This is a genomic window from Stakelama sediminis, assembly GCF_014199335.1.
Taxonomy (GTDB): domain Bacteria; phylum Pseudomonadota; class Alphaproteobacteria; order Sphingomonadales; family Sphingomonadaceae; genus Sphingomonas; species Sphingomonas sediminis.
Genome location: NZ_JACIJI010000002.1, coordinates 94037 through 118895, shown reverse-complemented (window position 1 = coordinate 118895; position 24859 = coordinate 94037). Strand labels below are relative to the sequence as shown.

General features: G+C 58.7%; 19 protein-coding genes. 7 read left to right on the top strand and 12 right to left on the bottom strand.

Features of this window, described 5'->3' with window-relative positions; all coding sequences use genetic code 11:
- Position 1 precedes the first annotated feature (1 nt).
- The 5 genes from FHR23_RS07250 to FHR23_RS07230 all read right to left on the bottom strand — a co-directional run bounded on the left by FHR23_RS07250 (position 2) and on the right by FHR23_RS07230 (position 5198).
- Positions 2–1003 carry an alpha/beta hydrolase fold domain-containing protein gene (locus tag FHR23_RS07250; RefSeq protein WP_184002416.1) on the bottom strand — a complete coding sequence of 334 codons (1002 nt, stop codon included), beginning with the start codon at positions 1001–1003 and terminating at the stop codon, positions 2–4.
- Positions 1004–1021: 18 nt separating this feature from the next.
- Complete coding sequence (locus FHR23_RS07245) at positions 1022–2332, bottom strand: dicarboxylate/amino acid:cation symporter (RefSeq protein ID WP_184002414.1); 1311 nt, start codon at positions 2330–2332, stop codon at positions 1022–1024.
- Positions 2333–2698: 366 nt separating this feature from the next.
- Positions 2699–3316 (bottom strand): 2-dehydro-3-deoxy-6-phosphogalactonate aldolase, encoded by a 618-nt coding sequence (locus FHR23_RS07240; RefSeq protein WP_184002412.1) that lies wholly within the window; start codon positions 3314–3316, stop codon positions 2699–2701.
- Positions 3313–4176: a 2-dehydro-3-deoxygalactonokinase gene (locus tag FHR23_RS07235; protein WP_184002410.1), complete on the bottom strand. Its 864-nt coding sequence runs from the start codon at positions 4174–4176 to the stop codon at positions 3313–3315. The genes FHR23_RS07240 and FHR23_RS07235 overlap by 4 nt, the downstream gene beginning before the upstream one ends.
- Positions 4177–4424: 248 nt before the next feature.
- On the bottom strand, positions 4425–5198 hold the full coding sequence (locus FHR23_RS07230) for a class I SAM-dependent methyltransferase (RefSeq protein ID WP_184002408.1): 774 nt from the start codon (positions 5196–5198) through the stop codon (positions 4425–4427).
- A 151-nt stretch (positions 5199–5349) separates the two neighbouring features.
- On the opposite strand from FHR23_RS07230, the gene FHR23_RS07225 reads away from it, so the two are divergent.
- The 6 genes from FHR23_RS07225 to FHR23_RS07200 all read left to right on the top strand — a co-directional run bounded on the left by FHR23_RS07225 (position 5350) and on the right by FHR23_RS07200 (position 13725).
- A complete protein-coding gene (locus FHR23_RS07225; protein ID WP_246359766.1) occupies positions 5350–6057 on the top strand; it encodes a helix-turn-helix transcriptional regulator in 708 nt (235 codons plus the stop codon).
- Positions 6058–6252: 195 nt separating this feature from the next.
- On the top strand, positions 6253–6765 hold the full coding sequence (locus tag FHR23_RS07220) for an RNA polymerase sigma factor (protein ID WP_184002404.1): 513 nt from the start codon (positions 6253–6255) through the stop codon (positions 6763–6765).
- 33 nt (positions 6766–6798) lie between these two features.
- Positions 6799–7755 carry a FecR family protein gene (locus tag FHR23_RS07215; protein WP_184002402.1) on the top strand — a complete coding sequence of 319 codons (957 nt, stop codon included), beginning with the start codon at positions 6799–6801 and terminating at the stop codon, positions 7753–7755.
- Complete coding sequence (locus FHR23_RS07210; RefSeq protein WP_221227423.1) at positions 7715–10162, top strand: TonB-dependent receptor; 2448 nt, start codon at positions 7715–7717, stop codon at positions 10160–10162. Before FHR23_RS07215 ends, FHR23_RS07210 begins: the two co-directional genes overlap by 41 nt.
- A 66-nt stretch (positions 10163–10228) precedes the next feature.
- On the top strand, positions 10229–13435 hold the full coding sequence (locus FHR23_RS07205; RefSeq protein WP_184002398.1) for an autotransporter outer membrane beta-barrel domain-containing protein: 3207 nt from the start codon (positions 10229–10231) through the stop codon (positions 13433–13435).
- A gap of 104 nt (positions 13436–13539) precedes the next feature.
- Complete coding sequence (locus FHR23_RS07200; RefSeq protein ID WP_184002396.1) at positions 13540–13725, top strand: hypothetical protein; 186 nt, start codon at positions 13540–13542, stop codon at positions 13723–13725.
- Positions 13726–13921: 196 nt separating this feature from the next.
- Here the strand turns inward: FHR23_RS07200 and FHR23_RS07195 are convergent, their stop codons facing one another.
- The 3 genes from FHR23_RS07195 to FHR23_RS07185 form a co-directional block, all read right to left on the bottom strand.
- Positions 13922–14893 carry an isochorismatase family protein gene (locus FHR23_RS07195; RefSeq protein WP_184002394.1) on the bottom strand — a complete coding sequence of 324 codons (972 nt, stop codon included), beginning with the start codon at positions 14891–14893 and terminating at the stop codon, positions 13922–13924.
- Positions 14894–14997: 104 nt separating this feature from the next.
- Positions 14998–15306 carry a hypothetical protein gene (locus FHR23_RS07190; protein WP_184002392.1) on the bottom strand — a complete coding sequence of 103 codons (309 nt, stop codon included), beginning with the start codon at positions 15304–15306 and terminating at the stop codon, positions 14998–15000.
- 5 nt (positions 15307–15311) lie between these two features.
- On the bottom strand, positions 15312–15848 hold the full coding sequence (locus tag FHR23_RS07185) for an antirestriction protein ArdA (RefSeq protein WP_184002390.1): 537 nt from the start codon (positions 15846–15848) through the stop codon (positions 15312–15314).
- Between the two features lie 581 nt (positions 15849–16429).
- On the opposite strand from FHR23_RS07185, the gene FHR23_RS07180 reads away from it, so the two are divergent.
- On the top strand, positions 16430–16609 hold the full coding sequence (locus FHR23_RS07180) for a hypothetical protein (protein ID WP_184002388.1): 180 nt from the start codon (positions 16430–16432) through the stop codon (positions 16607–16609).
- A gap of 37 nt (positions 16610–16646) precedes the next feature.
- Here FHR23_RS07180 and FHR23_RS07175 read toward each other — a convergent pair whose 3' ends face one another.
- From FHR23_RS07175 to FHR23_RS07160, 4 genes are all read right to left on the bottom strand, one after another.
- Positions 16647–19832, bottom strand: a complete 3186-nt coding sequence (locus tag FHR23_RS07175) for a hypothetical protein (RefSeq protein ID WP_221227422.1) — start codon at positions 19830–19832, stop codon at positions 16647–16649.
- Positions 19833–19950: 118 nt separating this feature from the next.
- Positions 19951–22497 carry a GIY-YIG nuclease family protein gene (locus tag FHR23_RS07170; RefSeq protein ID WP_184002384.1) on the bottom strand — a complete coding sequence of 849 codons (2547 nt, stop codon included), beginning with the start codon at positions 22495–22497 and terminating at the stop codon, positions 19951–19953.
- Positions 22490–24070 (bottom strand): Eco57I restriction-modification methylase domain-containing protein, encoded by a 1581-nt coding sequence (locus FHR23_RS07165; protein WP_184002381.1) that lies wholly within the window; start codon positions 24068–24070, stop codon positions 22490–22492. Before FHR23_RS07165 ends, FHR23_RS07170 begins: the two co-directional genes overlap by 8 nt.
- Positions 24067–24720: an N-6 DNA methylase gene (locus FHR23_RS07160; RefSeq protein ID WP_184002379.1), complete on the bottom strand. Its 654-nt coding sequence runs from the start codon at positions 24718–24720 to the stop codon at positions 24067–24069. The genes FHR23_RS07165 and FHR23_RS07160 overlap by 4 nt, the downstream gene beginning before the upstream one ends.
- Positions 24721–24859: the final 139 nt, after the last annotated feature.

Genomic DNA, 24859 nt, shown 5'->3' with positions numbered 1-24859 from the left:
CTTAATTATCCTCATCATCCTGTGTGTTTTCGGCAGGCTTCGGCGCCGGCGCCCCGGCAAAGCCGTTATGTTTCGCCCATGCGGTGAACAGACGCGGCCATGCTGCGGGAAGCGTTCCCGGCACGCCCAGGCCAAAGCCATGGCCGCCCGCCTGGAACATGTGCAGTTCTGCTGGCACTTTCGCCTTTTGCAGCGCATTGAACATGATGATGCTGTTCTGCGGATTGGCGATCGGATCGTCGGCAGCCTGCGCCAGAAAGGTCGGCGGTGTCCGCTTCGTCACATGGTCCTGCGGCGAATAGGCGCTGAGCGTTGCCGGATCGGTCGTGTCGCCGACAATCTCCCGCTTCGACCGCGTGGTGTCATAGGGCGGTTTGAACGTAATGACCGGAAAGATCAGCGCCGCGAAATCGGGACGGGACGAAAGCTTGTCCGCTGCATCGACCGGCTGATACCAGGCATGGCGAAAGCGCGTTTCGGTCATCGCGGCCAGATGGCCACCGGCCGAAAAGCCCATCACGCCGATCTTGTCGGGGTCGATCCCGAATTCCGATGCCCGCGACCGCAACAGGCGCATGGCGCGCTGCGCATCCTGAAAGGGGGCATCGCGTTGCCAGCCGTCGGCGGGCATACGATAATAAAGGACGACCGGCGTGACGCCCAGTGCCAGCAACCAGCGTGCCGCAGGATCGGACTCATGTCCGATCTGGATACGGAAATAACCGCCGCCACCCATGATCAGCACCGCCGTACCGTTCGGATTGGCAGGCCGGTAAATCTTCATGCGCGGGGTCGAGATATTCGCCACCGCGCCCAGTCCGGCGCCTTCACGCCCCACCCGTTCGGGACCGCTGGGCTTACCGCTTCCCGGCGGCGAACCGGGCCAGAGATTGACGACCGTCGGCGTACCGACGCTGTCGGACCTGACCTGTGCCAGCACGGGCGATGCGGCGACCGTCGCGGCCAATGCCGCGCACCCGGCCAGAAAATGTCTCCTGAACACCTTTCATCCTTCCTTTGCTTATTCGTTGGCGCTGGCGGTTTTGCGCGCGAGGGCGAGGCGCAACCGGTCGCGGTCGAGCGCATTTTCCCAGCGCGCCACCACGACGCACGCGACCGCATTGCCGACAAAATTGGTCAGGCTGCGACATTCGCTCATGAACCGGTCGACGCCGAGGATCAGCGCCATGCCCGCAACCGGCAGCGAGGGGACCACCGACAGGGTGGCCGCCAGCGTGATGAATCCGGCTCCGGTAACGCCCGCCGCGCCTTTCGAACTCAGCATCGCCACCGCCAGCAGCAGTAATTCCTCACCCAGCGACAGATGGATACCCGTCGCCTGCGCGATGAACAGCGATGCGAGCGTCATGTAGATATTGGTGCCGTCGAGATTGAACGAATAGCCGGTGGGAACGACCAGACCGACCACGGACCGGCTGCACCCGGCCTCTTCCATCTTCTCCATCAGCGCGGGCAGCGCGGCTTCGGACGAAGAGGTGCCGAGCACCAGCAACAGTTCCGCCTTCAGATAGGCAAGCAGAGAAAAGATGGAGAAGCCCGCCAGCCGCGCAACCGTGCCCAGCACAAGGATCACGAACAGCAATGCCGTCAGGTAGAAAGTGCCGACCAGTGCGGCGAGGCCGACCAGCGATCCGATACCGTATTTGCCGATGGTGAAGGCAATGGCGCCGAACGCCCCGATGGGGGCTGCCTTCATCAGAATATGAACGAGCCGGAAGATGGCGGCGGTTGCGGATTCGAGCACCGTCAGCACCGGCCTGCCCTGCTCGCCGATCAGCGCCAGCGCGATCCCGAACAGGATGGCGACGAACAGCACTTGCAGAATACTGCCCTCGGTCAGCCCGCTCAGCAGGGTGGTAGGAATGATGTTGAGCACGAAGCCGGTGATCGATTGGTTGTGCGCTTCCGTTGCATAATGCGCGATCGCACCGCTATCGAGCGTCGCAGGGTCGATATGCATCGACGCGCCGGGCTGAATCACTTCGCCGACGATCAGTCCGATGATGAGTGCAAGCGTGGAGAAGAAGAGAAAATATCCGAACGCCTTGGCGGCGACGCGGCCGACGCTGCGCAATTCACCCATCCCCGCGATGCCGGTAACCACCGTCAGGAAAATGATCGGCGCGATCACCATCTTCACCAACTTGATGAAGCCGTCGCCCAGCGGCTTCAACGATGCGCCGGTATCGGGCCAGAAATAGCCGATCAGCGCACCAAGCACGATTGCGACCAGCACCTGGGCATATAAATGCCGGTACCAGGGCATGCGCCTGACAGGGGTTGCGTCTCCGGATACGCTGATGCTCGCCATATACTCCTCTCCCGATCGACATAGCCCTGTTCGGGCTCGTCGCGGTTCACGCTAAATGGCGCTGGGAGCAGGAGAAAATCATCAATAGTGCGTTGTTTTTATTGAATTTTTAATGAAATCTTCCTCTGATATGTGCGAAAGACCGGACACCGGTGATGCGAAATGGCCGTAACTCCGCACATCAGACGCCCCATCCGTCGCGCATCCTGCTGCTGTAAAAATCCTATTTCAGCCGATACTTGCCGGTGAATCAGAAAACCGGACAAACGCGCCGACAGGGTCGAGCACGCTGCAGCGCACAGCATCACGCTACGCGCCAGCGGGCAGCCCTCATCCCCCTTGTGGCAACGTCTCAATAAAGCTGATTCAGCCGATGAAGCGTTTCGCGTCATCGCGGATTGCCTCGATAGTCTTGCCGGATTTGTAGAGGGCGGAACCGATACCGAAGCCGTCTGCGCCGGCATCGCGCCAGGGTTGCATATTGTCCGAGGAGATACCGCCGACCACCAGCTTGCGCGTACCCTTTGGCAGCACCGCCGACTGGGCTTTCAGCACGGACGGGCTTGCCGCTTCCGCGGGGAACAGCTTCAGTGCGTCAGCACCTGCCGCCAGTGCCGCAAACGCCTCGGACGGCGTAAAATAGCCCGGCAGCGAGGTCAGGCCCTGCGCCCTGGTTGCACGAATGACCTCAGTATTTACGTTGGGGGAGACGATGATCCGACCGCCCGCTCCGGCAACTGCTTCCACCTCTTCGACATTCAGCACGGTGCCTGCGCCGACCATAGCCCGGTCGCCCACCGCCTCTGCCAGCAGCCCGATGGACCTGATCGGTTCGGGCGAATTGAGCGGCACCTCGATCAGCGTAAATCCCGCCTCGACCAGCACCATGCCCACCTGCACCACCTCATCGGGATGTACCCCGCGCAGGATGGCGACCAGCGGACACCGGGCAAAGGCGGTCGCAAAATCGCGGGACGTCGTCATAAAGCTCTCCATATTGCGGTGATGCCCGCCACGAATGCCGTATGGCTGTCGGCGATCCTGCCGGTGCCGCCGCACAGTTCGATTGCCGTGGCATACAGGCCGCCGAGTTCAGGATCGGCAAGGATGGTAACGGGACGGTCCAGCGGTCGCGCAGCGACATCGGCGCCGATCAGCAGGCCGCTGGCATAGGACGCACTTTCTTCGGCATCGCGCTTACCCAGCAATACGCCCGCGCGCACGCCGAACAGATTGGCGAGCAGGTCGCCGCGACGTGCCTGCGCGACACCATGACGAAACGCCTCGCCATCGGTGACCGTACCGGCGATCGTGCCGGACAATATGCTGTCACGACGCAGCAGCGCGAACAGTTCGCCGGTCATGGCAGTGGTAAAAGCAGCGATGCGCCCCATGGCCATCTCCACCCATTTGCAATGCGTTCCCGGCTGGCAGAGCAGCGCATCGGGTTCGGCCATACCGGCCTGCACCGCCCCCAGCACCTGCACCTCCTCACCGCGCATCACATCTGCACGTTCGCCGCTGTCGAAAGAAACCCCCGGCACGATGCCGGTACGCCCCGGCTCCATCCAGCAAATGCTTTCGGCAAGCTCGGCAATCCCGGCAGGACAGCTGCGATAGGCCGCCTCCCGCCATCCGCGGTTCGCCCCCGCCATGCCCGCGATCAGGACCGGCAAGTCGCCATACCGCCCCCGCAGCACATCCAGTTCGGCGCCGTAATCGCGTCCTTCCATGGCCAGCATGCCGCGATCGTCGCGATCCGTGGCCAGTACAGCCCCGTTCGCGTCCAGCACATATACCCGCCGGTTGGTGGTGCCCCAGTCAATCGCCAGCAATTGCGCCATCCTACCTCACCACCATGTCGCATAAAGCGCGATCAAAACCAGAATCACACCCAGCGCCGCAATATTGAATGACGTCCGGGTATGATAGTCGACATCGCCAAAATAAGTGCCGCGAAAATGACGATCAGGATGCGCCGCACTCGCTCGACCGCGATCAGCTCATGATAGCCCATCGATCATGGATTGCCTCAACCCGATCGATTTTGAACGAAGCTCGGCCAACCTGATTCAGCCTATCCCGACCTCCTTCAGGCGGCAGCAGGGCTGACTGCTTCGATCACAATGGTATCGATGGTGAACGAGCCATCTTCCTCGATTGCAAAATGGCTGCTGACGTCGCTGCTGGCCAGATTCTGTAAGATACGGATGGCTGCGGCACGATCTTCGGACGTGCGCATGCGCGCGGTCCAGTCACGAAACTCCATGCGCAGACGGCCTTTGCCGACAGCGCCTGTGACAAATCCTGCGCGCTCCAGCATCGCGCTCCATTCCGCTTCGCTATAGTCCCGTACATGCGATGGGTCGCGCAGCAGTTCGACCGCCTGAAGATGCGTATCGGCGGCCGCAGGAGGCGGCGCGATCACATCGGCAAATATCGCCTGCCCGCCGGGGCGCAACACCCGCCGTGCTTCATTCAGGCCGGCAGGCACATCATGCCAGTGATGGGCGGAAAAACGGCACGCCACCATATCAAAACTCGCATCGGCGAAAGGCAACGCTTCGGCCGGGGCGCAGATGGTGCGGATATTGCTCAGGCCGCGCCGTGCCGCCTCTGTCTCTACCACCGCCAGCATTTCAGGGGACAGATCAGTCGCGGTTACCTCCTCCGCATGAGGCGCCATGGCATAGGCGACATGTCCTCCACCACACCCAAGATCAAGCGCATGGCGTGGTCGATGGATCGCGGCGACAGCGGCTATCCGCTGAAGGTCGGCGCCCTGAGCATGAGCGGTGCTGGTGACATAATCGGTCGCCCCTGCACCAAACTGGCTTCGCACGATACTGTTGTGTTTGCGGGTCATCGGGTTCTCCTTGCCCGACTCTGTGCGTCGCCACTTACCCTGTTACAATAGACATTTTTATCCTGTTATAATGTATTCCATGCTGGATGAGTCTCGCCGCAAAACACTGGGTAGCTTTGTGCGTGCCCGAAGGGAAAGCATCGCACCTGATATGCCAGGCCGCCGTCGCCGCACGCCCGGGCTGCGTCGCGAGGAACTGGCGGCACGCGCCGGTATCGGGACGACGTGGGTGGCATGGATCGAGCAGGGACGAGAGGTGCGGCCATCGGCTGAAACGGTCGCGCGGCTTGCCGATGGACTTACCCTGACGCGAGCGGAACGGTCCTATCTTTTCACTCTGGCCGGGCGTCACGATCCCGCCGATCCCTTTTCGAAAGCGACGACCGATGCGCCCCCGGCGATTATCGCGCTGGTGCAGGGGCTGAGCTGGCCCGCCTACGGGCTGGATGCGGCATGGACGATATGCTGCGCCAATGCGGCAGCGCGACGTCTGTTCGTCGGGCTGTTCGACGAAGGTGACCAGCCTAATCTGCTGCGCTACATCTTTACCCGTCCGCAGGCGCGCACTCTTTTGCCTGACTGGACCGACCGCTGCATCCGTGTTCTGGCGGAATTCCGCCGCGACTATGGCCGCGTTCTGAACGATCCGCGCGTGACCGGCATCGTGGCATGGCTCCGTGCCAACAGCGAGGATTTTGACAGTGCATGGGAGCGCCAGACCGTGCTTGCGCGCGAAGGTGGTTTGCGACGGTTCGAACACCCCGATGACGGGCCGCTATGTTTTACGCAGCATACGGTGAGCGAAGTCGAACGCGGGGATTTCAGACTGGTCGCACTGGAGCCGACGGATGCGGCATGAACCGTATTTTTCCGAAGACCGTCAGGAATCCCCGCGTTTATGGGAGCCAACGATGCCTTCTGATTGTGGGCAATCGTGCTACGTCCAAGCGGTGCCGAACTTTAACGCTGACCTGATCCCCGCTTCCGTTCCAACCGCATCCTAATTTCATACCACGCCATTGCCATTGGTCGCCCGACAGGCGATGGAGCCGCCATGGATCGCGACGCGCAGGACGGTCTCGGCAGAATATTGCTCGACAACAGGATGCGGCTGATCCGTTTCCTGACCGCGCGCGGTGCGGGCGATGAAGCCGAAGATCTGGTTCAGGAACTGTGGCAACGTATCCACGCGCTTCCCGGCGGGCCGGTACAGGAACCCCTTTCCTATCTCTATCGTGCCGCCGAAAATCTGATGCGCGACCGGTATCGCGCACGCACCAGCCGGGTGCGGCGCGAACAGGACTGGCAGGACGGACCCGGCGCCGCTGATGCAGCGCCCGGGGGCGAGCAATTGCTGATCGCGCGGGAAAGACTGCGTCAGGCGGAAGCCACGCTTTCTGCGCTGGGGCCGCGCGTGGAAACCGTGTTTCGCCGCTTCCGGATCGACGGTGTTACCCAGGCGCATATCGCGAGCGAACTGGGTATCAGCGTGAGTACCGTGGAGAAGGATTTGCAGAAGGCCTATCGCGCGCTTGCCCGGCTTCAGGAGAAATTCGATGCGGAATAGGCGCCACGGCTTCGTCCTGTCAGAGCAACCACGATGAGCAACGTTTTCTCCCCTGATGCCCTGGAGGCCGCCCGGCACTGGGCGATCCGTCTGCGCGATCCCGATTTCGCGGACTGGGACGGTTTTACCGAATGGCTGGAAAGCGATCCTCAGCACAGCGCTGCTTATGATGCCACGTGCGACATGGATGAGGATATCGGCGCGCTGTTCGCCGTTCCGGCCGAACCGGTTCCCGACCTCCAGCCATATCAGCAAGAGCACCCGCGACGCGGCGTGCTGCGCTGGATTGGCGCGGCGGGAGCGGTCGCGGCCTGCGCTGCGCTGGCCGTCGGGATCGGCCGGTTCGAACAGGCTCCCGCAACCCGCCTCGTCGAAACCGGCCCCGGCAAGCACCGCACCGTCCAGCTTGCCGACGGCACCCGCATTGCGCTCAACGGCGGAACAAGGCTGACGGTCAGCGCCGATTCCCGCACCGTGACGATCGAACGGGGCGAAGCACTGTTCCGCGTGCATCACGACGCTGCTCGGCCCTTTACGGTTCAGGCCGGGAATGCCCGCCTTGTCGATATCGGTACGGTATTCGACGTGGTGAAGGACAAAGGCCCCCTGCGCGTGTCGGTTGCCAGCGGAGCGGTGATGTACGACCCCGGAGGGCAGGCGATCCGCGTCGATGCGGGCCATGCGCTCACCGTTAGCGACAGCCGGGCAATCCTGAGCAGCGTCACCGGCGATTCGGTGGGAAGCTGGCGACATGGCACGCTGGTCTTCAATAACGCATCGCTGCAACGCGTCGCACAGGATATGGCACGCAGTCTGGGCACGCCGATCCAGGTCGATCCGACGCTGGCCGACAGCCGCTTTACCGGCACACTTGCCATAAACGGCGACGCTGCAACGATCGTACCGCGCGTCGCACCGCTGCTCGGAGTGCGGGCGCTGCATACGGACAATGGCTGGAATCTGGTACGCGCGGACCATGCGGCACCCTGACCCGACGCTCCTGGCCATTGCTGCACTAGCCATGGCATCGCCCGCGCTGGCCCGCGAACGTCAACCCGCCGTGCAAGTGTCCACCACCCGGCTTGATCAGGCGATCCTCGCAATCGGGCGGCAGACGGGCACGAGCATCGGACTGCGCGACCAGCGGCTTGCCGGAATGCGGGTACACGCGCTTTCAGGAAACTTGAGCGCGCATCAGGCGCTTGTCCGGCTGCTACGCGGTACGGGAGCCCGCATTCGACAAACCGGTCCCGGAACATTCCTCATAGAGGCTGCGCCGAAGCCGGTGCGTCCTATGACGACTGTTCGCCAGCGCCTCTCCCCTGCACCCGTTCAACCGGCACGGGAAATCATCGTCACCGCCACGAAACGCGCTATCCCGCTGTCCGATTATGACGGTAGCGCCACTATTATTTCGGGCGACTCGCTGAACTTTGCCGATAGCGCGCGGGGGACCGATGCGATTTTGACGAAGAGCGCCAGCCTGAGTTCGACCCATCTGGGGCCGGGTCGCAACAAGCTGTTCATTCGCGGCATTGCGGATTCCAGCTTTACCGGACCGACCCAGAGCACAGTCGGCGAATATTGGGGCGATATGCGCATCACCTATAGCGCCCCCGACCCGGATCTGCGGCTGTATGATGTAAAGCGCGTAGAGGTGCTGCAAGGGCCGCAGGGCACGCTTTACGGCGCTGGAGCACTGGGCGGTATAGTGCGTATCGTGCCCCGGCCGCCCGACCTAGATCACAGCGGCGGACAGGGCTGGACCGGCGCTTCGTTTACGCAGCATGGCGCCCCGGGTGGGGACGGCGGTGCAATCGTCAATCTGCCGATCGTTGAGGACCGGCTTGCCGTTCGCGCGGTTGGGTATGCAGGAATCGACGGCGGTTATATCGACGACCCCCTGCGCGGAAAGCATGACGTCAATCAGGTACGTACCGTCGGCGGTCGCGCCAGCCTGCGCTTCGATCCGGTGCCTGACTGGTCGATCACGCTGGAAGGCACGTTCCAGCATATCCGGGGACGCGATGCGCAATATGCGGACCGCGACGGCGACGGCCTGAGCCGTGCCAGCGGCCTCGCCCAGCCCTATCGCAATGACTATGCGTCCGGTTCGATCACGATTTCGGGAGAAATCGGGTCGGCGCAACTGACCTCCACCACCGGCATCGTCGATCAGTATCTGACCGAGCGGTTCGACGCGACGACCACGCTCAATGGTGAAGCGCTAAAGACGCCGCATCTCTCCTTCGCCGCGCTGGCGCTGAGCGCCTATGACGAGAGCCAGCGCATTCATCTGGTCAATTCGGAAACGCGGCTGTCGCACAGCAATGACGATGGTAGCGGCTGGGTGGTCGGGATCAACGGCATGACCGCCATCAGCCGTGTCCATCGCAACGTCACCGATGACAGCCGGGTGGCGCCGCTGGCCGGAATCCGCAATCGGGTGGATGAAGTAACGCTTTATGCACAGGCAAGCGCGGCACCGTTCGACGGTCTGCTGATCACCGGCGGCGGACGGCTCACCTGGACCCGGTTGTCGGGGCAGGCGCAGGATATTCAGCCTGTCTTTGCCCTGCGCATCGATCCGGACGCGCAGGCAAGTCGTACGGAAACCCGTGCCCTGCCCTCTTTCGGCCTGCACTACCGGCTCGTTCAAGGCATGTCGGTCTTCGCCCGCTATGCCGAAGGATATCGTCCCGGCGGACTGGCCCTGCATCGCGATTATGTTCAGCGTTTCCGCGGCGACCGGGTGGGCACCTGGGAGGCAGGAATGCGCTGGCAGGGCGGCGACCACGCACCGTTCGACATTTCCGCCTCAATCGCCCTGACGCGGTGGGACGATATTCAGGCGGATATCATCAACGGCCTGGGATTTCCGGCAACCGCCAATATCGGAAACGGACGGGTGCATTCACTGGGCGTTGCCGCATCATGGCGCCCGGTATCCGGCCTGACGGTCGGCGGCGCCCTCTACCTGAACGACAGCAAGGTAACGATTCCCGACCCGCTGCTGATGAGCGTGCTGATAACGGATATCAGCCGTTCGAGTACGCTGCCCAATGTCGCGGACGTGAGTGGCACGACACATATCGAATATAGCCGTGCAATGGGCAATGGCCGGACACTGCAGGTCAGCGGCTATGGCCGGTATATGGGTAAATCGGTACTGGGCGTCGGCCCCGGCCTCAGCCAGCCGCAGGGCAATTATTTCGACACCGGTGTGGATATACGATTCGGCACGCAGCGCTGGGGCGTGTCGGCCAGCCTGACCAATCTCTTCGATTCGCGGGGCAACCGCTTTGCACTGGGCAGCCCCTTTCAGGTTCGCGACGGCGACCAGATCACGCCATTGCGTCCCCGGACGCTGCGTATCGGCACCGACATCAGCTTCTGAGATTTTCTTTTACGGGTTTGTACGCAGCACTCCGTCTCGTTCCCGAAACCATGTTCGAGGAGCGAGATGCGTACCCTGCTTTGCACCACCAGCCTTACCTCTGTCCTGATGCTCGCGGCGCTGCCCGCGGCCGCGCAGACAACGATCGACACCAAGGTTACGACACCCGTCGCAACCGCCACGGCCAATGACGGTGCCCAGGACGATATCAAGATCACTGCCGATGGATCGGTAGTACCGACCAGCGGCAGTGCGGTCACACTCAACAGCCACAACGACGTCGATAATGAGGGTACGATCCAGATTACCGACGCCGATGGCGCCGTCGGGATAGAGGCCACGGCAGCCGGATCGGGAACGATCACCAATGGCGGCAACATCATTCTGGATGAAAGCTACACGCCGACCGACAATGATGATGACGGCGATCTGGACGGCCCGTTCGCCGAGGGCAGCGATCGCTTCGGTATCCGCACCGACACGGGCTTTACCGGCAGCATCGTAAACACCGGCTCGATCACCGTAAACGGCAATGACTCCGGCGGAATTGCGCTGGGCGGCCCGCTTACCGGCTCGATCAACAGCAGCGGCACCATCACCGTCACCGGCGACAACGGCTATGGCGTCCATACCGGCGATGTATCGGGCGACGTGAAAATCAGCGGTGCGGTTACGGTTCAGGGCAAGGACTCGGTGGGCGTCGCCGTGGACGGCGACGTCGGCGGTGCCGTCGTGCTGCAGGGAAGTGTCGGGGCGACCGGTTTTCGCTATACCACGCCTCCTTCCGATACCAGCACGCTTGACGATGACGACCTGCTGATCGGCGGACCGGCCGTCCGGATCGCCGGCAATGTCGCCGGCGGCGTGCTCCTCGATATTCCTCCGACCGATACCGACTCCGACAATGATGACGAGGATGGCGACGGCATTCCGGATTCGGACGAAGGCAGCGCTGCAATCGTGTCCTATGGTTCAGCACCGGCACTGGAAATCGGTGCCGCGAACAAGGATATCACCCTCGGCGCGGTCGACGGCGATGACGGCGGCCATGGACTGGTGGTGCGTGGTTCGATCACCGCCAGCGGCGTATATGACGGCATCAACGCAACGGCACTTCAGGTCGGCGGTACCGGAGGAAATGTCGACCTTTCGGGTGGGCTGTCCGTCTCCGGCACGGTTCAGGCAAGCAGTGCGGCCAATGCAACGGCAATTCACTTCGGCGATGGAGCGATTGCGCCCGACATCACTAACAGCGGCACCATCACGGCATCGGGCGGTGGCGATGCCGCCGACGTCGCCACTGCAATCCTGATCGATGCAGGCGCGCAATCCGGCAACCTTTCCAACAGCGGCACCATTCAGGCCGGCGTCGACACCGATGCAACCGCCATCGCGATTAACGACGAATCCGGCACGCTGACCAGTCTCACCAACAGCGGTGCCATCACCGCTCAGGGAGGCAACAGCGATTCCAGTCAGGCCATTGCCATCGACCTCAGCCACAACGGCAATGGTGTGACGGTGCAGCAGGTGGCACCCGATGCAGACGACGCGTCGGCACCGGTGATCCGCGGCGAGGTTCGGTTCGGCAGCGGCGCAGACACGTTCGATATCGCCGCCGGCAGCGTCAACGGCGCCGTCGATTTCGGCGGCGGCGACAACCAGCTTGCCCTTTCGGGTAACGGCAAACTCAACGGCAGCGTATCCTTCGGCAGCGGAGCCGATACGCTTACACTTTCCGACAGTGCGCAGATGCAGTCCGATGTCGATTTCGGCGGCGGGGCCGATACCCTGATGCTGGGCAAGGGCACCGTGCTGCAGGGCAAGATTACCGGTAGCAGCGGCCTGAACGCGACCGTTTCGGGGACGCTGGACGCCACGAACAGCGGCACCGTCGCACTGAACAGCCTGAATGTCAGCGGGACCGGCATGATCGGGGTCACCATCGACGGCGCCAACGACACCAACACCCTATACCATGTCACCGGAAACGCCGGCTTCTCCGACGGTGCCAAGGTGCTCGTCCACCTGACCAACATTGCCGATTCGCTGGGCGATCATGTGATCGTTCAGGCGGGATCGATCACCGGAGGCGACGCGCTGAGCAGCACCGGCGCCGTCCTGCCCTATCTGTTCAAGAGCAGCGTTTCGGCCGACGCCGATGCCGGCACCGTCACCTTGTCCATCCTGCGGAAAAGCGCGACCGAACTGGGCATGAACAAGGCGGAAAGCGCCGCCTATGACGCAATATTCAATGTGCTGGACAAGGATCAAAACATCGCCGGAACCTTCCTGTCGATAACCGATGGCGAAACCTTCCTGCATGACTATCGCCAATTCCTTCCCGAACAGGCGGGCGGCCTGTTCGAATCGGTGACGCTTGCGGCACGCGCCGGTGCCCGGTTCCTGACCGACAGGGTTCCGGCCAACGAGGAAGCCGGGCACTGGAACATATGGGGCCAGTCGATCGGCTGGGGCACCTCTAAGGGGCTTGGCGATACCGCCACCTATTCGGTCGGCGGCTGGGGTGCCAGCGCGGGCGCCGAGCATAAGGTCGGCGGGCTGGGCTATATCGGCGGTATGCTCTCCTTTGCGCTGGGTCTCGATCATGACAATTCGTCAAACGACGAAGTGTCGATCGGGCAATATGAAGCGGCGATCCACTGGCGCGCGCGGTTCGGCGGCCTGGGTCTGGCTGCGCGTGGCGGTATCGCGCGGCTGGATTTCGACGGCACGCGTCGGTTCGATACCGACAGTTATAGCCGCGTCGCCGACTCCAAATGGCACGGCATGCTTTATTCGTTGATCGGGTCGATGTCCTATGACCTGCAACTGACGAAGCGAATCGGCATTCGTCCCACCGGCGGCATCCAGTATTTCCGGATGCACGAAGAAGCCCATAGCGACAGCGGCGGCGGCGATGCGTATGACCTGAGCGTGGATGCACGCACCAGCGATGAACTTGCCGCCTCGGGCACCATGACCCTGCGCTACGATCTGGGCAGCCTCAACCCCCAGGAAACATGGCTGCGGCTGGAAGTCGAGGGCGGTCGCCGCGAAATCGTCGGCGGTGCCATCGCCGACACTACCGCCGCCTTCACGACCGGCGACAGCTTCACCATTCCCGGCGGCACGCGTGACAGCGGCTGGCTGGGCCGGATTCGGCTGACCGGCGGCCAGGACCAGTTCAGTCTCGGCGGAGAACTCGGCGCCGAGCAGCAACAAGGGCGCGCCGCCGTCTCGGGCCGGGTCACCGCCAGTTTCGGCTGGTAGCCCTCAAGGCCAGCCGAACCGGCCGCCGGTGATCCCCCCCACCGGCGGCCACCATCCCAGTCAAAAACCGCCAGACTCAGCCAACATTAAAGCATCGTCTCCGAGTGAAGATGCTCGGCAATGCCATCATTGGTGGCAAGCACGCGAAAAAGATCGCTCCCGTCGTCCGGAGCCTGATCGAAGCTGTTCACGTCAGCAACGACCCGCAAGCACCCGACCATGCCCGCATCGAAATCACCGGCAGCCTCGCCACCGTTCTAAAGCCGGCATCTGGAAAACGTCCGACATAATCCACCCGGACTATACAAGTGGTAGCGGAGGAGCGTTGCCATCGTTACCCCCGCACCGTTGACGGCAGCGATGCCATCCAACTTATCCAAGCATATATGGCTGATTTGGGCCGTTTTGAAACCCGAAAGCGGGACCGAAAATAGATTGCGCCGTGCCGATGGTGGGCGCGGCGCGATCATCTTCCCATTTGAATTATCAGATAATTGGCTGATAGGTAGCGCCCGACGCTGAACCGGTTGATCGCAGTTGAGGCACTAGCGCTGCCGACGAGACAAAACCAATGTTTGAAATCGCCGCAACCTGATCTGACGTGAATCCTCTGCGGTCATCGGACACGATGCTTGAAATTGCGGCGTTCATTTTTCCCTGATGAAAAGCATCGAAGTTAGCGCTGTCGCCACCCGTTCCACGCCAGAGCTGCACAGAGCTGCGTGGATTGACCAAAGCATCGTCGCCTTGCCAGCTCAAAACCGCATCTGTCACAATAACCGGGTTGCGTCCTTTAATGGCGGCGCTGACAGCCGTTTCCGAAATACAATGCGAGGACACAGCTCCCATCAGAATGGTGTTGTCAACGTCTCCCATGTATTCCGCAAGCGTCTTGCCGCCTGTAAAATAGGTGTCGAACGCCTCTCCGCATTCAGCCGCCAATGCATTCTGGTAATCTGGTCTGCCTTCCGCGTCCGCACGCTCGACAAGAGCGCTTTTGACCGATTTCACGGAAACTGCTTCGTCGGTTCTCGGTCCGAAATTCGTGATGAAATCGCGGAAAATCTCGCTGTTTTCGTGATCTGCGTCGATGCCGTGAAAACCCATTTCGCGAAGTTGGTCGAGATTGCGAACCTGCGGCGCGCTATCCGATGCGCTAGGGGTCGGCTCGTAGAGTTGAGCGTCTTTCCGCATGGTGACCCATGTGACTGGAACACCGCTCTCGCGAAGCGCCGTTAAGTTGCTTGCGAGATGCTCGGCATAGTTTCGCGCATCTGCCGCATCCATGCGAGCGAAATCCTGCACGTCAATGACCAAAGCCATTGTGTTGGATGAAGCCGCATCGCCTGTTGCCATTAAAGAACTTGCTGAATTGAACTCTGAATTTCTTACTGCCATCATTTCACCTTCTTGGAAAATGATACAGCAAGCCTTTACAATATGGAAAATTGTTGCCAATTTTCTTCATTATATCATTTGCTTAGTTAGCTTTGCGCTTCACCATTCGCAGATGAAGCGCGCCGTGCCGATGATGGGCACGGCGCTCCGCGTTTTTTAGGCGGTCACAAGCTGAACAAGTCGCCTTGCCTGCTGGCTTCAACGTAGGCCTGCCATTTCCGCGAGCGCGCCTGCGCGTCTAGCTGGGCGACGACCTGCGCCACGATTTCGCGACCATCTGGTACAGTCGGCTCGGACTGCGATTCAGGCACAAGGTAGCAGCACAGATAGCCCGTATCGGTGATTGGCAGCGGGGCGCGAGCGGGATTGACGCTCTTGATTTCCAGACAATCGACAACGCTCCATTTGCGGGGCGTGTAAATCGCTTCGATCTCGATGCCCTGCCATGTGAAGGAAAATGTGTCAGGTTCCATGCTCGTCACCCCGCGAACACATGGATGGAATCCCAAGCGGTCTGAACTGTGAACACGTCACCGCTCATTTCCGCGTCGCGAGCCATCGCCTGCCAGTCGATATAGTAGGCAAGCGCCTGCGGTATCGTGATGGAGTCCTCCGTTACCTCCTGCGCATAGTCGGCAAGGCTCGAATAGGTGCCGATATAGCGATCTTCCAAGGCCTCGCGAGCCTCCTCGATCTCGCCGCTGTAGTGTTCCAGTAGGCAAAGGCCCAATTCGCCATGCTCCGCGATAAAGGCGGCAAGTTCGCTCACATAGGCAAACCCCGCGTATTCAGAGATACGGACATTGCCGAACCCCTCATAGTCATGGATGGCCCATTCCTCGGCCTCCGTGATTGGCGAGGCAGCGAGCATCGCCTTAACATCGTCATAGATGGCCCAAGCATCCTGCGCGGCATCAATCCAGCGCCCATGCAAATAGCCGTTATTGTAGGCGGCAAGGCAGGCCACATAGATGCGGGGGTTTTCGGTTTTCGTGATTGCGATTGCTTCTCCCATTTCAATTCTCCGTCATGTTTGGGTTTCAGGTTGCGTTTCTGAAACCCTGCCCATGCGGCGAGCATCGGGGGGCAAGCGGAGTGGGCACGTTCGCGGGGAACCTGCTGCACGAAAACGTCAGTGTAGGAAGCTGGGCGGAACGTGATCCGAAGCGCGCTGGGGGCAGCGCCCTAGACTTCACCCGTTCGTGATCGTCACCCGAATGGGCCGAGACCTTTCAAAGGCTCGGTGCGCCCATGCGCATAGAGCGTAGGCCGGTAGGCAACGGCAAAACAGAACATTTGGCAAACCGCATACGAACGTATGCCGCTTCACTGGCGATGATTTTCTGGCGGACGATTTCCACAAGGCCAGTCAGACCTCTTTCCTCCCCCATATCTTTTCAAGCGCCCATCAAAGCGCGCTTATCTCCCAGAACCTTACTTCGTAGCCAGCCATAGGGATGCAAGGCGTAAAGCCTGCTCCGGCAACCTTCGCTTCCGATAACTGCGTGCGGAATGCATCACGACTGACATAGCGAAATGAGGCTCCTCCCGAACGCGGCCCATGCCGGGCTGCGAAATGACATGAAGGAGGAGACGATGTTCTACCTGACACGCGAAAATCTAAGCATAAAATCCAACGCGCAGCTCCGCGATCTGTTCGCCCAAGCCCTGCGTTGCCAAGCCAAGGCACCTTGCCGCTCGGCATTCAACGATGCGTCATTCACAATCCGCATCATCGGTGACGAACTCGCCAGACGCGGAATCGCGCCGCGCTAGAATGAGCTTACATGAAACACCGCTGTCTGATAGCATCTTACGCGGCAGCGCCGTCCGGCGCAGCGTTGTCCCCAAGTACGGAGCGGAGCGCAGTCATTTCGACATCCATAGGCTGAATGTCAGCGGCACGCTTCACAGAAAGGTGGCCTTTTAGAATCATGCCTTCAAGCCATTTAGGTTCGTTCTCAACCCCACCTTGGAGAACACCTGCTGCGAGATAGTAGGCCCCCATCGTTTGGTAATCGCGAAGAAAGCGAGTGAGGTTCACATCGTTGTCAGGCGTGTTTTCCAAACATCGACTAGCCAAAACGAACGATTGACCGGGAACCATTGCATCGAGGTTAGGAGGCGCAGAAGCAATCTGTATGATGTAATGTGAAGGGTTGCTCGCATCATGGCTGCGGATGATCGCGACACGAATTTCATTTTCGCGATCTGCTGGACCAACGCGCTCATGCCAGCGAGCAAAAATAGCGCGTGCCGCCTCTTCATTCTCAAACAACAAAGCCATAACAGGGGGATATTCGGGATCGAACCGCATGTACCCGGCGCCTCGCCACTTTGCTTGGTCCCAAGCATGAACATCTATGACAGAGTGAACCTTAATTTGCTTGTGGCTGTCGACAATCGGACGCTCATATTTCACCTCCCTCGGTTCGCGGGGTACGCTATCATCAGGCTTGTCCTCGAACTGTATGATTTTGATTTTTGGCCGGATACGACACTCATACTTAGTGCGCATATGTTCGCTCCAGTCGTCCAACCGGGCCAGATGCTTATCGGTGAACCGATGGTAACTATTTCCAACAGCTAAGACCATCGCCATGCGTTCCTGCACGCCGTCGTCGGCAAATAGGGCTTCGGCGAAGCCAGAAAGATCATCAAGGATGAAGTTCCGCGAGAGCGTCTTTACCGCGACTTCCATCAGTATTTCGCGCCCTATCGCTTGGTTGGAGTATGCATGAAGTTCCAAGCTGGCAGGCCATACGAGTTCCCCTATCGACGACAATTTGGAAATCTCGAAGGTCGGTTCGTCGATTTGTTCGCTGACTGACACCCGAATGGTAAATTCCTCGGTATGAGGAATTATATCCTGTTGAAGAGCAGTCGCAAAAAAGGCTTCAAGCGACGCAGCGACGAGTTCACCGACCTGCATGGACACTTCATCTGCGATTGAAACATCAATCCTAACAGCTATGCCCATGACGTTGGTAGCGATCATTTCGGGAGGATCGTTGAAGATGAACTTTGCCGCTGCCTGCCTCGCTACAGGCTGGCTCGCCACGACGCTCATCATGTCGCGAAGGGACTCGATTGACTCCGATTCAGGGACGCTGCCATCTGACAAAAGTGTGTCCTCGTGACCGAGGACATAAAGCAGACTCATTCGCGCCGTCATAAGGCCAAGAGCCTCAAGAAGATCAGGGAGATTTTCAAGTCGCGCCAAATCGGCGTCGGAAGCATTCAGAAGGATAGAACCTAGTGCGATGTCTAGCTCCTGAATATCTTTGCTCAACTTCTCCTTTGACTGGTCACTGAGCGGCAGAGTTGCCAAGCTCGCGTTCAACATTTGAAGAGAATAAATTGTGTCAGGAAGGTGCCCGAGTTCCAAAGAAATCCATGCCAGAATCTTCATGGTTGGTACGAAGCTGACGGGAATCTGCCCATCTTCTTCACCCTCGATTATGAGTGCGGCGGCGACAAAAATGCAGCTCGCACGCGCAGCCCATAGCAAATCCGCTTTGCGATATGCGATAGTAAGTAGCTGCAATGCCCGTGCTAGCTCGGCAGTGTACTCCTTCTTGGTCAGTCGCGTCGTAGCGCGGCCAGCAAGCCGGATGATGTCAAAGTGACTGTCCAGATCGAGCTTGTTTGCACGGTTGAGAAGGATGACGCCGGACCGCCCCTCACTTTCCCGTTTGCCGATAAAGTCCGCGAGCTTCTCGACAAGAGCGTTATATTCGCTGTCATTGCCTGCGACATTGCCCGCCATCTCGATGAGACGAGCGAGGCGTTCAGCTGGAAATTCGCCTAGTCCCTCCGCTTGGTCGAGTATATCCCCATAGCCCTTCCAGATTTCTTGCAAATCTGACGTATCGCCGTCGACCATCACGTAGTTGAGTCGTAGCAACAGAAGGGAACTTTGTGCTTCCAAGCTGTTGTTTGGACGGTCACGCTCTTCTGCCATTGACTGCAACGCTGCACGCACCTTTTCGGCGCGCTCATCCAAGCGGCAATCTTCGCGGGAAGCGTGGTCCAAGAGAACACTATTGAAAAGAAGCTGCAAGATGTTGGTTAGCAGCTCCATGTTACGCATATGCGAGGATTGAAGCGCCAATTCCTCAAATTCGTCATATTTGGAAAGTAGGTATGGAAGATCATCGAAGTACCAATAGGCTGTCCAGATGGCTTCGTACTTGGCAGAAAGCTCTTGTCGATAATCACCATCCTGCTCGGCCAAACGCACGGCGCGAGCAAATCGCCCATCAGTCTCAATTCTCGGACGTTCAAGGTTGCGCGATAATTTCGCGGCGACTAACGCTTCAGTCACCTGCTGCCGCTCAATTCCCGCGTAAGCATCAGGGTCTGCCAAATTTTTCTCGATCTCGTCGAGTTCCCTCGACCGCGAATAATCGGTTGACCCCAAGCGAAGGGGGTCATTGTTTTCTTGACCAATTCCCAGATAGTGAAAGGCGAGATCGGCACGATCGTTGTTTACTATCTGGTCAATGATCCATGATCGGTCGAGGATGGTCACTGCAAAACCGTATTCGTCGGCTAGCTTCTGCTCTAGGTCAGCGCGAGTTTTCGCTTTGGCATAGCGGCTGGTTACGCAATAGACTCGGTCATATTGGCGACCAGTCTCTGCAATCCCTTTGACGTCAGAGCGGACCTTATCCTGCCATTTTTGCTTTGCGCTGAATGCGAAGCCCCAGCGCTCACTACCGTTTGGCTCACCAGAATAGCTCAAATTCGCGACTTCAGCGGCGACTACGATTGTTTCTGTATCTGTCTTACCATCACCGCCTCCGTCTGGGCCGGAGTTGGGACGAAGATGAGGGCAAATCACGCGCTCGCATAGTTTTCGACAAAAAACCTCAAATTCATGGGTTTCATTCCGAGATGTCAGCGACTCTAGGAAATAATCTAACGTCGGGGCATCAACGCTGTAGATGACACGAGTTTCTGTGTCCGAATACAATTCGGGACGCAATTTGCGCATATATTCCGAAGGTGTGGGGTGCTTACGTGCAGGCCTTTCGCCGTCGGGCTGATTGAGGTTTTGCGGCATAGAACATAAATAGTACAGAGTTGCGGATTCGTCTAGCTTTCGCGCCGAGTTATTCCTTGGCGACGACCGTATCGTAGAGGCCGTAATGGGTCAGGCCATCATGGCTTTCGATGCCAGTGTATCGGAGCGATGCGTCCTCGTAGCGGCGGAAAGCAAAGACCGCTTCGTTCATTCGCTCGGTGTTGAAAACCTTGAGCCGCACGAGAAGGTGGAAATCGGCAACGGTTAGGCCTGTCACCGCGTGGAACAGGTCAGGCTCCAATTTCGTGATAACGTCCTGCAAGGTGTTCTCGCGAAAATCAGTCAGATACATGAAGGCCGGGATGCGCGTGGCGAATTTTATCAGCTTCTCCTGAACGAGCTTCCGCTTGGATTTGTATTCCTTTTCCTCGTCAGTCAGCTCCTTCTTCTCTTTGGCTGTCAGCTCGCCGCCTTTCTCCTTGGCCTTGTTCTTGAGGTCTTTGACCGCCTCGCTCTTGTTAATGATGGTTTCGATGACGTTGTCACCTAGTGCGCGCCACCCCTCGATACGCCCAACTGCCGCCATCGCTTCCTCATTGTCGAGAACGCGGCGCAACGTGTCGTTGTCCACGTTGACAAGCAATGCGGACTCCCATTTGCGAGCGAGCAGCGTCGCGGAAGTCCCTGCCATCGCAATGTCGAGAACGCCGCCCGCGTCGATCTGCGTCATGTTCGCACCATCATAGGCGAGAACGGGTAGGAACGAGACTAGCTCGCGCACCGCATTTTCCGGGTTCGGCTCGCCGGGGGAGAGGCCAATCCCATATTCCGACAACTGACGAAGCGCCCGCGTCGGTGCAAAATCGAACACGAAACAGACGGGCTTGAGGATTTCTTCCTCGTTGGGATTGTCGCCGTTCGGATTCTTGATCGACCACGGCGATTGCACGCGGAACGCCGCCTGAAAGTATGTTTCAGGGGATTTCAGGTTGCGCAGCATAAGGATGGACGACCACTGCGCGACCGTCACGCCAGTGGTCAGCTTGCCGCACGATAGAGTGATGGTCTTGGTGTCGAACCCGCTGCCAACCGCCTTGCGAACTGGCGGCAAGGCTTCCAAGCCGATGCCTGCTGTCGCACCAGCCGAGACGATCACCTTGTAGTCGTGCCAAAAGACGTTGTGCTTTTCGGCAAGCAGGTTCGCCATCGCATGGCAGGCCGCGACATTCGGCAAGAACCAGAACGAATGTTGGAGATAGGGTAGCAGCCGCACATCGGAATAGGGGAAAGGCGGGCGTGTTCCTGTTTTCAGGCTCTCAACGGTCTGCTGGGCATATCCGCCCCGGATAATGTCCAACCATTTTTGCACATCGGTCTTGTGCTTGAACTCTGCCGCGTCTTCCGTGCCGGTCGCCGCGAAGAATGCGTTGAGATCGAACTCATCAAACTCCCCCGCACTGGCGATAGCCAGAAGCTCATCGGGCATCTGGTAAGTAAGCAAGCGCATTTGCGGAAGCGCGCCGTATGGATTTCGTTTGCCGGGGTTCTTTGCTGCAAACTCGGCCTTTGCCCTTTGCTCGTCGGTGTAGGTCCAGTTGAAAATCTGCTCTTCGATAAACTCGCCTGTGGCGAGCGCCTTGAAAGGCGTGCCGGACAGGTAAAGGTAGGCTCGCGTCGTGATCGGGAGAAACTCGGTTTCGCTTTCGGAGAGAACGCCCAAATCCTCGTTCACATTCTCAAGATCGGACGCATATTCGAGGCTTTCCTCCTTCTTGGCGACTGCCGCATCTTCGCCCTCGAAAAGCTCCTTCGCCGTGTCACGCCATGCGCCGAAATGGTATTCGTCAAACACGACCAAATCCCAGTTGATAGTATGAATCCACTCATTGCGCGGCTTGATATTGCCCGCCTTGTCGCGGCCTAGAAGGTCTTGGAATGAGCCAAAATATACCAGCGGCGTATCGGCGGAAACGTCGCGAGGGTCGCCCCCGGCATTCCGCGACAGGTAGCGCCAGCCGTCGAAATCGACGTGATTTTCAAGGTCCGACTGCCATGCATCTTCAACAGCGGGCTTGAAAGTCAGGACCAAAACCCGCTTTGCGTCCAGCTTCTTGGCAAGCTGGTAGCTGGTGAAGGTCTTTCCAAAACGCATTTTCGCGTTCCAAAGAAAGCGCGGAACGGCCTTGTCGTCTTCCTGCCAGCGGGATTGATAGTAGTCGTAGGTCTGCTGAACGGCACGCGCCTGCTCGTCACGCGGGGGAAAATCCTCGTGGTGCGTGCCTGTGAAAATCTGCCCCGTGCGAAGCTCTGCAAGGACCGTTTTCACGTCCGCGACGGAGCATTCCATCCATTCGAGCTGGGAATTGGCAAATCCTTTGCGCTTGAGCGCATCACGCACAGCATGATCGGTGATGATGCCCCCGTCATCACGTTCTGCGCATTCGTCCAGCTCAATGGTATAATTGGTGATCGCAGCGGTCTTAAGCTGCTCGGCAATGCGCTGCTTTACGTCGCGGGCAGTCTGTCCGACCTTGAGCATCCCAGCGTGCGCATCGTCCGCAATCGCGTAAGCGTATATTCGCGGGCGAGCTTCGGGCTTCGGCGTGAGAATTTGCTCGATGGTGGGCTTAATCATTGCCACCCGCCATCGGACGAATCATGCTGTCGATGAATGCAATCTCTTCGTCAGTGATGCCGTATTTGTCGTAGAGCAATTCGTCTGTCCAAGTCGTATCCCATGATTGTGCGGGAACCCACGAGTAGGTCGAGCGCAATGCGTCCTGCGTGATCTTGCGAAGCGACACAAGGAAACGGAAAAGTCGAGTGCGATAGTAGCTGGCGAAACTTTGAGCTTCCCGCTCGGAGGCGAAGGGTGAAACCACGAGATAAGTTTGTGTGCAAGCCGATGGAGGCGGGGCAACAATCTCTTTGCCTAAGATTTGGTGAGGGAAAGACTCCCCAGCGCCATAGGCTTTGGGAACCAAGACTTTCCAAACGTCTAAGGCAGTGACATTCTTCCGAACACCTGCGCGGTCCATATAACCAACAGATCGTTTACTCTTGTTTATCAAGTGCAGAGGGATTTTGCCTGCACGCGGCTTTTCATCCCAATCTCGGAAGTTCGTAGCAATACCAAAAGGGGTGTCGCCAGAAATTAGATCAAGAATAGAAGGCTCTTTCTTCGCAATCACTTTGCGCAAAATACCAAGAGCGCGTTCGTCACGGATGAAAACATCAAATTCGCCGAGCATTCTACCTTTTTGGATATACTCGACACCCTCCGCAATTCGCGTAACTTCGCAACTACCTTCGTGATCGCGGTCCCACAGGAAATAGCAAATTCCACCCTTGATCTGAACGCCGGGAAAGGCAGTGCTAGAGTCTGGGAAGTCAGTCAAACTGCGGATATGACCGCTGTTCAGCATCTCGGCTCGAAACTCATCCAAGCCGCGCCCACCTGCCATCCAGCGCGATGGCACAACCATACTGACAAAGCGTGGCTCCAGATTGAAAGCCTGCTGCACGAACAGATGATAAATCGAAGAGTCACTAGTTCCACCCGCACCACCAGTCATTTGATATGGTGGATTTCCAATGATGACGTCAAACTGCATATCTGCTCCGAACAGCTCGCCAATTCGAGCTTTTATTTGGTTGGTGTGTATGAATGCATAGGCATAATTTTCAAGCTGATCTTCTCGATCAAAAAGCGCACGAGGCGCGCCGCAAAACGAACATTTGGCATTTTCCCAACTATGCTCTGTGCGCTCAAACCAAATATTTCCTTCATCGCTCTCAAGGTTTTGCGCTACGGAATGTTCTCCGTTTGCATGTTTCGAGCAATAAAGGCTGCGTCGAGCCAACAGGCTTGTGAGTCTGGTAATGCCAATACCAAAGACCTGATTTATCAGGATGTGGTCAACCCTCTCTTGTAGGTCTGGAATTTCATCAGCCAAACCCGCGATCAATCGCTTTGTGATCTCGCGAAGGAACACTCCTGACTTCGTGAAGGGATCAAGGAATTTTGCCGATGGGTCTGCCCAGATGATTGCACCTTCGTGCCGAGCAGCCCAAGTCTCAGCCAACGTATCCAGCATTCTGTTTGCGAACTCTGGCGGTGTAAAAACCTCATCGTTGGAAAGATTTGCAATGCAGGTCAAAACATCGGGGTTCCGACCCCGCAACGAAAATCCCGCTTGGTCGATCATGCCGCCTCCCCAGTCTCACCGTTGGCGAATTGCGCCAATTCATTCACCGTCACTGGTGAATAGACACGGGTGGGTGTAAAAATCTCGTGCTTCCCAAGGCTAGCAAATAATGAACCTTCCGCACTAAAGCTCGCCATGCCAGTAAGAACGTCCAGCCGAAAATCTCGGCGTTGGAACTTGCCTTTGCCTAAGTAACCCCATTCGACCACGGCGATGGGCGAGCCGTCAGTGTCGCGCATTGTCATCGCGTCACCGTGAATGAGATTGAGCGACAGAACGAACGAGGCTGCGCGATAAAGGTCACTTGCCTCGTTCAAGCCAAGATACTCGGCAAACACCTCCAACATATTAGCGCGGCATTCGGCTATGTTGTCGTCCAGCAGCTCAATGCCATAGCAACACATTAGGCCAGCAAGAGCATAGTGCCGCTTCTCGAAATCAGACTTGCCAAATTTGACCTCCACGGCGGCGAGCTTGCGCTGCAAGATCGGAACAAGGAAATTTCCGCTGCCGCACGCTGGCTCCAAAAAGCGTGCATCAATCCGCTCCGTCTCGCCCTGAACGAGATCGAGCATTTTCTCCACCAGCCATGGCGGGGTGAACACTTCCCCGTGATCGGCAACGCGCTTCTTGGATTTAATTAGATTCATAGCGCGAAAACGATACCCCGTTCGATGAATGTTCTCAATTACTTGCTGAGGAAATCTCGCGATTCATTCACAGCCCGTTCCCAAGGGATGCCCTATGGGCTGCATCGCGCCAAGCGGCATGAAGCTGCAAAGCCATCAG

Excerpts from the sequence above, each read along its gene's own strand:
- FHR23_RS07190 (WP_184002392.1), bottom strand. The coding sequence starts at position 15,306 with ATGGAACCTGACACATTTTCCTTCACATGGCAGGGCATCGAGATCGAA.
- FHR23_RS07205 (WP_184002398.1), top strand. The coding sequence starts at position 10,229 with ATGCGTACCCTGCTTTGCACCACCAGCCTTACCTCTGTCCTGATGCTC.
- FHR23_RS07185 (WP_184002390.1), bottom strand. The coding sequence starts at position 15,848 with ATGGGAGAAGCAATCGCAATCACGAAAACCGAAAACCCCCGCATCTAT.
- FHR23_RS07215 (WP_184002402.1), top strand. The coding sequence starts at position 6,799 with ATGAGCAACGTTTTCTCCCCTGATGCCCTGGAGGCCGCCCGGCACTGG.
- FHR23_RS07245 (WP_184002414.1), bottom strand. The coding sequence starts at position 2,332 with ATGGCGAGCATCAGCGTATCCGGAGACGCAACCCCTGTCAGGCGCATG.
- FHR23_RS07180 (WP_184002388.1), top strand. The coding sequence starts at position 16,430 with ATGTTCTACCTGACACGCGAAAATCTAAGCATAAAATCCAACGCGCAG.
- FHR23_RS07240 (WP_184002412.1), bottom strand. The coding sequence starts at position 3,316 with ATGACGACGTCCCGCGATTTTGCGACCGCCTTTGCCCGGTGTCCGCTG.
- FHR23_RS07220 (WP_184002404.1), top strand. The coding sequence starts at position 6,253 with ATGGATCGCGACGCGCAGGACGGTCTCGGCAGAATATTGCTCGACAAC.
- FHR23_RS07165 (WP_184002381.1), bottom strand. The coding sequence starts at position 24,070 with ATGATCGACCAAGCGGGATTTTCGTTGCGGGGTCGGAACCCCGATGTT.
- FHR23_RS07175 (WP_221227422.1), bottom strand. The coding sequence starts at position 19,832 with ATGCGCAAATTGCGTCCCGAATTGTATTCGGACACAGAAACTCGTGTC.
- FHR23_RS07230 (WP_184002408.1), bottom strand. The coding sequence starts at position 5,198 with ATGACCCGCAAACACAACAGTATCGTGCGAAGCCAGTTTGGTGCAGGG.
- FHR23_RS07225 (WP_246359766.1), top strand. The coding sequence starts at position 5,350 with ATGCCAGGCCGCCGTCGCCGCACGCCCGGGCTGCGTCGCGAGGAACTG.
- FHR23_RS07170 (WP_184002384.1), bottom strand. The coding sequence starts at position 22,497 with ATGATTAAGCCCACCATCGAGCAAATTCTCACGCCGAAGCCCGAAGCT.
- FHR23_RS07160 (WP_184002379.1), bottom strand. The coding sequence starts at position 24,720 with ATGAATCTAATTAAATCCAAGAAGCGCGTTGCCGATCACGGGGAAGTG.
- FHR23_RS07210 (WP_221227423.1), top strand. The coding sequence starts at position 7,715 with ATGGCTGGAATCTGGTACGCGCGGACCATGCGGCACCCTGACCCGACG.
- FHR23_RS07235 (WP_184002410.1), bottom strand. The coding sequence starts at position 4,176 with ATGGCGCAATTGCTGGCGATTGACTGGGGCACCACCAACCGGCGGGTA.